Source organism: Polynucleobacter sp. 39-46-10 (genome assembly GCF_002282275.1).
Genome location: NZ_NCJB01000280.1, coordinates 1 through 3,033, shown reverse-complemented (window position 1 = coordinate 3,033; position 3,033 = coordinate 1). Strand labels below are relative to the sequence as shown.

3 protein-coding genes and 1 pseudogene are annotated in these 3,033 nt (G+C 43.8%); 2 read left to right on the top strand and 2 right to left on the bottom strand.

The window, feature by feature from the left end:
- Nucleotides 1-422 (top strand): annotated as a pseudogene (locus B7X71_RS14350) (histone deacetylase); the annotation flags it as partial.
- Here B7X71_RS14350 and B7X71_RS14345 read toward each other — a convergent pair.
- On the bottom strand, nucleotides 406-1,029 hold the full coding sequence (locus B7X71_RS14345; RefSeq protein WP_293601111.1) for a hypothetical protein: 624 nt from the start codon (nucleotides 1,027-1,029) through the stop codon (nucleotides 406-408). The pseudogene B7X71_RS14350 and the gene B7X71_RS14345 overlap by 17 nt on opposite strands.
- Nucleotides 1,030-1,199: 170 nt before the next feature.
- Here B7X71_RS14345 and B7X71_RS14340 point away from each other — a divergent pair, with 170 nt between their 5' ends.
- Entirely contained in the window at nucleotides 1,200-2,081 is an 882-nt protein-coding gene (locus B7X71_RS14340; protein WP_293601109.1) for a transporter, read from the top strand.
- 437 nt (nucleotides 2,082-2,518) lie between these two features.
- On the opposite strand, the gene B7X71_RS14335 is transcribed toward B7X71_RS14340, so the two are convergent.
- Nucleotides 2,519-2,923 carry a translational machinery protein gene (locus B7X71_RS14335; protein WP_293601107.1) on the bottom strand — a complete coding sequence of 135 codons (405 nt, stop codon included), beginning with the start codon at nucleotides 2,921-2,923 and terminating at the stop codon, nucleotides 2,519-2,521.
- Between the last annotated feature and the right edge of the window lie 110 nt (nucleotides 2,924-3,033).

Here is a 3,033-nt window from a genome sequence, read left to right as displayed (position 1 = left end):
ATGGCACGGCATCTATCCTTCAACATGACAAATCCATCTTTACGCTATCAATTCATGGTGAAAATAATTTCCCATTCACTAAAGAGCAGAGCGATTTAGATATTGGCCTGCCCAATGGATGTAAAGATGAGGATTACCTCAAAGCTTTAGGCCGGGGTTTAGAGATGCTAGATACATTTAAACCTGACTTCATCATTTATCTAGCTGGTGCAGATCCCCACGAAGGCGATAGGCTAGGAAAGCTAGACATTAGTAAAGCGGGCATGCGCAAAAGAGATGAGCGTGTCTTTCAATATGGTGCAGACCGCCAGATCCCAATTGCCTTCTCAATGGCAGGTGGCTATGGAAAAGAGATTTGCACTACCGTAGACATTCATTTCCAGACCATTCAAACCGCACTTCAATTTACTGCTGCTTCTTAGGTAAATTATTGAGTGTCTTGGCATCATTGAGCTGTTGATCAACTAGATACAGCGTTCCGCCATAGTTAGCCTGCAAATCGTAGCCTTTAAGCCCAACTGTATAAATAGTGATGTAAGGATTAAATGAGCGAATAGTTCCGCCCGACCCAGCAGAAAAATTAGCATCTACATCCATTCCGCCACGGCGACCATCTATTGAGGTCAATAAGAACTGATCAATTGCATCCGTATTCTTAAAAAGAATAATTTGGTACTGATCCTGATATCCCGCACCAATTCCTTCGCCAGTTTTCATGGCTTGCATAAAGATGACCTCTGAACGGCGCTTATCAAATAAGGCACCCTCACCCCTAGCCAGTACCAATAAGACCACATTGACATTGGTAGTGTTAAAAACTGCATAGCCTGGGGCTGTCTCTATGTCCTTCTTAATAACTGGGTTTTGCTTAATTAAAGCGGCCAAACCTACCTTAGACATTTCAAGTGTCGCCTCTCTTTTTTGCGCAATCTCTTGAGGAGTTAGCGGCTTTCCATCACTCCCGGTCGACTGACAGCCCACCAGAATCAATGCACAAAGAACAACTAATAACCTTGGGAGAAGCAACATGACAACCTTGAATGAGAAAGTGTAGAGTTTATAGGGCTCATAAGGCCTATGAGCTTAGGGATATAAACCATATTTTATATGGTTTATAGAGACAGTATGACCGGGCATCATGGTAAATACCCACCAAGGTCATCGCCTTTATATCTAGCTGTAGATAAAATACGATCGCCATGTTTCTCACACGACTCCCCATCCTCTTGTTGGCTCTCTTCACACCATTCATGGCGTGGGCAATTGATTTGCAACCAAACGATATTGTTGCTCCTCTACCCAATAAAAATTACGTCACGGTGAGCTACCTCAATACTGAGAACAATACGCTTTATCGAAACGGTAGCGTTGTAACGAGTGGGCCTGTCATTGATACCCAGAGCGCAATTTTTCGCGGTACCCGATCGTATGATCTTGGCAGCCTACCAGCAGTCAGCTTTATTCAACTGCCCTACGGATCTATTCAACCAGGGGGCTCACTAGCAAACCAAGCAAGCGCTACCGGAATTGGTGATCTCACGATTGCTACAGCAATATGGCCGTATCACAACAGAGCCACCAGAACCTATCTTGGCCTAGCGGGATACCTTATTAGTCCAACTGGAAGCTATTCCAGTCAGCGGGCTTTTAATGTTGGTGAGAATCGCTTCCGCACGGACTTGCAAATGGGCTTTCAAACGCCAATCACTTCCAATGTAGATGGCATGATTGCGGTAGACACCATGTGGTTTGGGGGCAATAGCCAATGTGCAACTGCATGCGGCTTAAGCACTAATGGATCCTTGACCCAAAAGCCCTTGACTACTACTCAGCTCGGCCCCATCTATCGGATCAATGAGATATTTACCGTAGCGGCATCTTACTTTTACGTAGCTGGTGGCGCAACCTCCGTTAACAACACCTATAGAAATGATGTAGCTAATACGCAAAGATTCTTAATAAGCGGGCAAGCCCACACTCCGATTGGCAGAGTCTCCTTGCAGTATGGGCGAGATACAGAAATCAAAAACGGCTACGCTCAAACACGCTTACTTGCTATCCGACTCATGAAAGAGTTTTAATTACATAACCCTATTTATTAGTATTACTTAGCGCTGATTCGATTGATAGGTAGTCCAGTATTTCTGCATCTCAATGAATGGGAATGAAACCAGTTAGCGCTTCCACTCCAGTCAGATAGTGTAGATAGGCGCAATCTAATAAAATCCTATGGCCTGAAAGCTCGCCAACAAGTCCGCCCATAACGGGGAACTGTAAGGTAAAGAAATAACCGAAAGCAAACAGCCAATCTCCACTACATGCGCCATGAAGTTGGCAGCAAAGTCCACTAACACCCGAAAACGCGGTGCAATGTGGATTATCTTGGGGAGCAGCTGATCAAGCTGAAAAAGGGCTTCGTAATGCAATAGGATCGCATAAGTGCCAGAAATCAATTGGTGATGCAGTCAGTAATGCGCTACATCATTAATTTATCCCCCATTTTCAGGGGGATAAATTATCAACCAGTAATTACGGTATCGCCTTTTAAAGCATCTACTTTGGCAAAGTACTTTTTAGCGTAAGCAAGCAACTGTCCATCAGTAGGATGATCCACAGTCTCAATACCAACTACTTTTTCAGCAATGTTGTGATCATGCTTAGCAGCGTGCTTCATCAAATCCAATTTTGCAGAGCCTGGGCCCACAATCAAAATCTCTTTAGATTCCATCACCGCTTGAATGACCTCATGCAAGTAATGCTGATCTGGTTCAGCACGCGCACCGCTAACAGAGCCACTTTTGTGATGCACATTTTTATGAGTTGATCGAGTCTTAATGACTTCGCTCTCACTAGCAGTTGGGTTGAAGTAAATAACGTGCGCTTCTTGATGGTCAATCCAAATAACAGCGTGATTAAATGACATATCTTCTCTTTCTAATTAAAAAACGGAATACTAAATGCAACGGAAATAATTAATCTAAAACTAGGTCATGACTAAAAAGATGCACGGCACCATCTACAGCATGACCATTC

Excerpts from the sequence above, each read along its gene's own strand:
- B7X71_RS14345 (WP_293601111.1), bottom strand. The coding sequence starts at position 1,029 with ATGTTGCTTCTCCCAAGGTTATTAGTTGTTCTTTGTGCATTGATTCTG.
- B7X71_RS14340 (WP_293601109.1), top strand. The coding sequence starts at position 1,200 with ATGTTTCTCACACGACTCCCCATCCTCTTGTTGGCTCTCTTCACACCA.
- B7X71_RS14335 (WP_293601107.1), bottom strand. The coding sequence starts at position 2,923 with ATGTCATTTAATCACGCTGTTATTTGGATTGACCATCAAGAAGCGCAC.